Annotated in this window: 9 protein-coding genes; 4 read left to right on the top strand and 5 right to left on the bottom strand. The window is 75.1% G+C overall.

What is annotated here, in order from left to right:
- Positions 1-193, top strand: a 193-nt coding sequence (locus tag ACFUEL_RS33790; RefSeq protein ID WP_380241086.1) for a DUF6011 domain-containing protein, incomplete at its 5' end; no start/stop codon positions are given.
- Between the two features lie 7 nt (positions 194-200).
- Here the strand turns inward: ACFUEL_RS33790 and ACFUEL_RS33785 are convergent.
- Complete coding sequence (locus ACFUEL_RS33785) at positions 201-626, bottom strand: DUF6210 family protein (protein ID WP_380241084.1); 426 nt, start codon at positions 624-626, stop codon at positions 201-203.
- On the bottom strand, positions 623-1378 hold the full coding sequence (locus ACFUEL_RS33780; RefSeq protein ID WP_380241082.1) for an adenosylcobinamide amidohydrolase: 756 nt from the start codon (positions 1376-1378) through the stop codon (positions 623-625). Before ACFUEL_RS33780 ends, ACFUEL_RS33785 begins: the two co-directional genes overlap by 4 nt.
- A 71-nt stretch (positions 1379-1449) precedes the next feature.
- On the opposite strand from ACFUEL_RS33780, the gene ACFUEL_RS33775 reads away from it, so the two are divergent.
- The 3 genes from ACFUEL_RS33775 (at position 1450) to ACFUEL_RS33765 (ending at position 3200) form a co-directional block, all read left to right on the top strand.
- Positions 1450-2136: a TetR family transcriptional regulator gene (locus tag ACFUEL_RS33775; RefSeq protein WP_380241080.1), complete on the top strand. Its 687-nt coding sequence runs from the start codon at positions 1450-1452 to the stop codon at positions 2134-2136.
- 94 nt (positions 2137-2230) lie between these two features.
- Complete coding sequence (locus ACFUEL_RS33770; protein WP_380241078.1) at positions 2231-2431, top strand: DUF1918 domain-containing protein; 201 nt, start codon at positions 2231-2233, stop codon at positions 2429-2431.
- Between the two features lie 40 nt (positions 2432-2471).
- Positions 2472-3200: a DedA family protein gene (locus ACFUEL_RS33765; protein ID WP_380241076.1), complete on the top strand. Its 729-nt coding sequence runs from the start codon at positions 2472-2474 to the stop codon at positions 3198-3200.
- A gap of 4 nt (positions 3201-3204) precedes the next feature.
- On the opposite strand, the gene ACFUEL_RS33760 is transcribed toward ACFUEL_RS33765, so the two are convergent.
- From ACFUEL_RS33760 to ACFUEL_RS33750, 3 genes are all read right to left on the bottom strand, one after another.
- Positions 3205-3666: a MarR family transcriptional regulator gene (locus ACFUEL_RS33760; RefSeq protein ID WP_380241074.1), complete on the bottom strand. Its 462-nt coding sequence runs from the start codon at positions 3664-3666 to the stop codon at positions 3205-3207.
- An 83-nt stretch (positions 3667-3749) separates the two neighbouring features.
- Positions 3750-4499, bottom strand: coding sequence for a PIG-L deacetylase family protein (locus ACFUEL_RS33755; RefSeq protein ID WP_380241073.1), 750 nt, complete (start codon positions 4497-4499; stop codon positions 3750-3752).
- 47 nt (positions 4500-4546) lie between these two features.
- Positions 4547-5203, bottom strand: coding sequence for an NADPH-dependent F420 reductase (locus ACFUEL_RS33750; RefSeq protein WP_380241071.1), 657 nt, complete (start codon positions 5201-5203; stop codon positions 4547-4549).
- Between the last annotated feature and the right edge of the window lie 444 nt (positions 5204-5647).

Here is a 5647-nt window from a genome sequence, read left to right as displayed (position 1 = left end):
CGGCAGCGCCGAACCCCCGATCCCCGGCACGGCCGTCGAACGCCGCCCGGCCCCCGTGGTCCGCTGCCGCCGCTGCCACCGCCCGCTGCGCAGCCCCGAGTCCCGCTGGGAGAAGCTCGGCCGCCACTGCGCCGACGCCCCCGCCCCCGTCCGGGTCTACGTCATCGACCAGGACCACCTGCCGGGCACCTGAGGCCCGCTCAGTCGGAGTTCTCCCACACCAGCACCCCGGGCCCGTCCGGCGTCAGCACCGGCACCCAGGCTTCGTCCGCCTCGGCCAGCCGGGACTCGTCCAGCACCAGCGGCGCCGGCCAGGGGTCGTCCCGGTTCGCCGAGCCGTAGAGGTGGATGTCGGCGACGGCCGCCCGCAGCCGCGCCAGCAGCTCGGGCGGCCACTCCAGGCCGTACGTGCCGCGACCGCGCAGCTCCTCGACGAAGACCTGCTCCAGTTCCCCCGTCAGGTCCGTGCCCGGGACCGGGATCAGGTAGCCCTCCTGCTCGTACTGCCGGCACGAGTAGCCGCCGCCCTGGTTCTGGTAGAGCACGCCGGTCGGGGCCGCCACGATGACGAACAGCCAGCCCGTGCCGCAGCCGTCCGGGTCCAGGAATATCCGTCGCTCGCTCACACCGGCGAGGATTCCACCCGACTGCCCTCCCCCGCCAGCACGTTGTCGCACGCGCAGCCCGGCAGCGTCGCCGGGTGGGTCGGCGGGCCGTCCCAGCCGGCGCGGCGCTCGCGGTCGGCCAGGGCCCCGGCGAGGACGGCGCGGTGGACGGCGCGGGCGAGCCGGGAGCCCCAGTACGAGCGGGGGCCGCCGAAGGGTTCCGGTTCGCCCCCGGCCCGGACGGCCACGCAGATCGCGTCGGAGGGCGTGCCGGAGCAGTCGTACCCGGCCTCCAGCAGGGCCTGGACCTTCGCCTCGGTGGCCGTGGTCAGCAGGTTGACCAGCCCGGCGTCGGAGACCGGCGCGGGGACGACCGCCAGGACGTTGATGGTGCCGGGCGCGTACCCGGACGGCGGGTCGGGCGCGGCGGCCCAGGTCGGGACGCCGATGCCGGTGGTGACCACGGCGGTGGCGCCGCCGTCCTCCGCCCAGGTGCAGGCGTCCACCTCGGCGGCGGTCATCAGGGCCGTGCCGGGCCCGGTCAGGCCCTGCCCGGCGGCGAGTCCGGCCAGGTGCTCGGCCGGGTCGAGGCGCCCGTACCCGGCCCGCACCTGGGCGTTGAGCACCCAGTGCCGTTCGCCGATGCCGCCGCCGAGGACGCCGGAGCCGGCCATCCGCCAGCCCGGTCCGGCCCGCCACACCAGCAGGTGCCGGCAGGCCCCGTCCTCGATCCGCACGGCCCGCTGGATCCTGACCGCCCGCTGCTCGTCCATGGTCCGACACCCAACCACACCGGTCCGGCCGGGATTCGCCCCGCCCCGACCGGATGCGGCACAGTGGCGTCATGACCCCGCAGCGCGCCGCGTCCGCCGCCCCCGCCCCCCGCGCCCCGGCCGCGCCGGCCGTCGGGGCCCGCCGCCGGCCGGTGCAGCAGCGCAGCCAGGAGCGGTACGAGCGGCTGCTGGACGCCTGCGCGGGGCTGCTGGACGAGGTGGGCCCGGCGGGGCTGACCACCAAGGAGGTGGCGCTGCGCGCCGAGGTGCCGATCGGCACCCTGTACCAGTTCTTCGCCGGCAAGGAGGGCCTGCTGGCCGCCCTCGCCGAACGCAACCTGGCGCGCTTCCTGGACGGCCTGGCCGCCCGGGTCGCCGCCGCCGGTCCGGGCACGCCGAGCACGGCGGCCTTCACCGACCACGCGGTGGACGAGTTCGTGGCGATGAAGCGCGCCGTGGCGGGCTTCGGGCACCTGGACTTCGGCCTGGTCGACGCCGTCCCCGCCGAGGTCGACGACCTGCACCTGCTCGACGCCGAACTGGACAACAACGCGGCGGTCGCCGCCCGGCTGCGCGCGATCGGCGGCGAACTGTTCGCGGCCCCCGGGTACGCGCTGGCGCTGCGGGTGGCGATGGAGTGCGCGGACGCGGTGCTCAAGCTGGCGTTCCGGGCCGACCCGGCGGGCGATCCGGCGCTGGTCGCCGAGTGCAAGCGGCTGCTGCGCGGCTACCTGGCCGACACCCCGCCCGCGCCCTGAGCGAGCCACCCCCGCCCCGCCTGCCTTTGCGCCCTCCGGGCGCCCGCCGCACAGTGGAGGGGGAAGCTCACACACCTGCCCGCGGGAGGGTCCGATGCACGCCATGGTGGGAGACCACGTCCACATGCACAGCAGGGCGGTCGGCATGACCGACCGCCGGGGTGAGATCGTCGAGGTGCGCGGCACCGACGGCGAACCGCCGTACCTGGTCCGCTTCGAGGACGGCCACGCCGGACTCGTCTACCCCGGCCCCGACTGCGTCGTCGAGCACCGCCCCGGCGAGGAGCAGCGCTGATCCCGGGCCCCGCCGGGCCCGGTGGGAGGAGTCCCCGACCTTGTCGCCGCCGCTGCCCGGCCCGCTGGCCCACCTCGCCCCGCTGCTCGACGACTACGGCTACCTGGCGGTCGGGGTGCTGGTGTTCCTCGACAGCTGCATCCTCCCGGTGCCCGGCCAGACCATCCTGGTGCTGGCCGCGGTGTACGCGGGCGCCGGAGAGCTCTCGCTGCCGGTGCTGCTGCTGGTCGCCGTCCTCGCCGCGACCGCCGGCAACACCCTCGCGTACGTGCTGGGCCGCACCGGCGGGCTGGCGTTCGTGCACCGCTGGGGCCGGTACGTCCGCCTCACCCCGGAGCGGATGGAGCGCGCCGAGGCGTTCTTCCGCCGCCGGGGCGCGCTGGTGGTCGCCGGCGCCCGGTTCGTCGACGGCCTGCGGCAGACCAACGGGCTGATCGCGGGCACCACGGAGATGCCCTGGCGCCGCTTCACGCTCGCCAACGCGGTGGGCGCGGCACTGTGGGCGGGGGTGTGGACGGCGGTCGGCTACTTCGCGGGCAGCAACATCGACGCCCTGTACCGGCAGGCCGTCCGCTACCAGGTGCTGCTGTTCGCGGTGGTGGCGGCGCTGGCGCTGCTGCTGGCCGTCCGCACCTGGCTGCGCCGCCGCCGTCGCCCGCCCCGGGACGCCGCGGCGGGCCGGATCCCGCACCAGAACGGCCGGGACGAGGAGGACGACGACGAGGACGAGGACGACGACGTGCCCACCGACGGGAACGGCCGGCCCTGAGCGGCTACGGCAGGTCGCCGTTCCCGCCCAGGTTGGCGACGATGCGGCGCAGCACGTTGACCGCGGTCACGAAGTCGGCCGTGTCGATGCCCTCGTGCGCCTGCCGGTGCACCCGCAGGTTGCGTTCCCGGGCGCGGAGGCGTCCGGCCTCGCCCTGCTCGGTCAGTGTCATGCGCCCGGCCTCCTCCACCAGCCAGCCGCGGGCGGCCAGGTCGTCGTAGACGGCGTCGAAGTCGGTGCCCTGGTCGTCCCAGGGCGCCAGCCGCTCGGTCAGCTCGGCCCTGGTCCACCGGCCGGGCGCCCCGGCGGCGTGGTTGAGCGTCCACCAGTGCGGCTGGGTGAGGCCCTCCACGGCCAGCTGTTCGCGCAGCGCCCCGACCACCAGCCGGCCGGCCGTGCCCGTCCACGCCCCGATGGGCTGGGCGGCCAGCTGCTCCGGCGGGTACTCCTTCAACGTCACGCTCACGTGCCCCTCCTCGTCTCCGAACCGACGCCCCCACCGTAGGAGTTCAAGTCGGCTTGAGGTCAAGGCCGTTTCCGGGGAGCCGATCAGCGGAGGTCGACCACCTCGAAGGCGGCGGCGTAGCGGGTGCCGAGCCGGGCCCCGGCGGTTCGGCCCATGCCCTCCAGGAACTCGGCGGCGTTGGCCATCTCCCCGCCGAGGCCGTCCAGGTAGGCGCGGTGGGCCTCCAGCGAGGCGACGCCGGCGGCGAAGGTGTCGGTGGTGTCGGCGGCGTGCAGCCCGTCGGGCGAGCCGGCCGCCCAGAGCTGGCGGACGCCGTTCCAGGGCTGGTGGCCCTCGGCGGTGAGCTCGCGGAAGACCCAGCGGTTCCCGGCGTCGCGCACCGCGTCCAGGGCGGCCCGGCCGACGGCGATGTGGTCGGCCTGGTTGGGGAACACGCCGCCGTAGGTGTCGCGGAAGTTGGTGGTGATGACGATGTCGGGGCGGTGCCGGCGGATCGCCCGGGCCAGGTCGCGGCGCAGCGGCAGCCCGTACTCGACGACGCCGTCCGGGTACCCGAGGAACTCGACGGTGTCGACGCCGACGATCCGGGCCGATTCGACCTGTTCGCGTTCGCGGACGGGGCGGCACAGCTCCGGCTCCGTGCCGTCGATGCCCGCCTCGCCGCTGGTGACCATCAGGTAGCTGATCCGCTTGCCCTGGCCGGTCCAGCGGGCGACGGCGGCGGCCGCGCCGTACTCCATGTCGTCCGGGTGGGCGACGACGGCGAGGGCGCTCTCCCAGTCCTCGTCGAGCGGCTGGTACGGGAGCGGGGCCCGGTCGGTGCGGTCGCTCATGGTGTGCTGCCTTTCGTTCGGGCCCCGCCCCCGGCTGCCGGCCGGGGTCAGCGCGCGGTGCGGATGGCGTAGTTGAAGTCGGCGTGGCCGTAGTGGCGCATCAGCCGCAGCCAGAACGGCATCAGCATCTCCATGCCGCGGGCGGCGTCGATCCCGCCGAGGTCGAGGATGTCGGCGGCGGGCCAGCCGAACTCGGTCAGCAGGGCGATCACCTCGGCCTTGCCCCCGGCGTCGTCGCCGGCGGGGAAGAGCTGGTGCTCGCCGGGGACGCGGCCGGGGTCGACCATGACCTCGCAGTTGACGGTGTTGAGCGCCTTGACGACCCGGGTGGCGGGCAGGGCGCGCTGGAGGCGCTCGCCGACGCTGTCGTCGTTGACCGGGTCGAGGGTGACCTCGCCGGTCGGGGAGAACACCAGCGGGTTCGACACGTCCAGCAGGGTCTTGCCGGCCAGGTTGTCCGCCCCGGCGAGCTCGACCGCGGCGAGGGCGACGGTGCCGCCGGTGGCGTTGACGACCAGCTCGCCGAAGGCGGCGGCCTCCGCGAACGTCCCCGGGTGGGCGAGCGGGCCGGAGCGGGCCGCCCAGTCCTCCGCCGCGGCGTTGCCCTTGCCGCGCGAGCCGAGGGTGACCTCGTGGCCGAGGGCGACCAGCTTGCCGCCCAGGGTCTGCCCGACCGTTCCGGTACCGATGATTCCGATCCGCATCCGCCTGTTCCCGTCCCCACGTCAGATCGTCGACTCGTCGTCGATTCGAACGCACCCTACAAGAGGGCGCCCTGACGGGTGATCAACTCCTCGGATCCGCCGTTTCTTCCCGGCGCGGGCGGCGCGCCCTCCCCTCCACGGTAGCCCCGCTGCTGGGCCCTGTCCGGCCGATCTTGCCGGGCGCGCGACGCCGGATCGCCCCCAGCCCCGAGGGGGGCTGGGAGGTGCCCCCTTCGCCTGGAAGCACCGGTCCAACACCCAAGTACATCCAGTACGAGGGCGTCGGGCCGGCACTCCCAGCCGGGCGCCCGACGCCGCGCGCTGATCCGACAAGATCGACCGGACAGGACCTAGTAGTGCTTCGTTACGTTGGGTGATCTTGCCTGTTGGTGGGCATTCTTCAGGTGTGAAGCTGGGGGATGTGGAGCGGCTCCGTGGTGAGTT

Origin of the sequence: Kitasatospora sp. NPDC057198 (assembly GCF_042670125.1) — a bacterium.
Classification (GTDB): Bacteria; Actinomycetota; Actinomycetes; order Streptomycetales; family Streptomycetaceae; genus Kitasatospora.
The sequence above is the reverse complement of the archived record's forward strand: the minus strand, read 5'-3'. Positions and strand labels throughout refer to the sequence as shown.

Bases quoted from the DNA above. Each gene is read 5' to 3' on its own strand.
- ACFUEL_RS33780 (WP_380241082.1), bottom strand. From the start codon at position 1,378: ATGGACGAGCAGCGGGCGGTCAGGATCCAGCGGGCCGTGCGGATCGAG.
- ACFUEL_RS33775 (WP_380241080.1), top strand. From the start codon at position 1,450: ATGACCCCGCAGCGCGCCGCGTCCGCCGCCCCCGCCCCCCGCGCCCCG.
- ACFUEL_RS33770 (WP_380241078.1), top strand. From the start codon at position 2,231: ATGCACGCCATGGTGGGAGACCACGTCCACATGCACAGCAGGGCGGTC.
- ACFUEL_RS33755 (WP_380241073.1), bottom strand. From the start codon at position 4,499: ATGAGCGACCGCACCGACCGGGCCCCGCTCCCGTACCAGCCGCTCGAC.
- ACFUEL_RS33750 (WP_380241071.1), bottom strand. From the start codon at position 5,203: ATGCGGATCGGAATCATCGGTACCGGAACGGTCGGGCAGACCCTGGGC.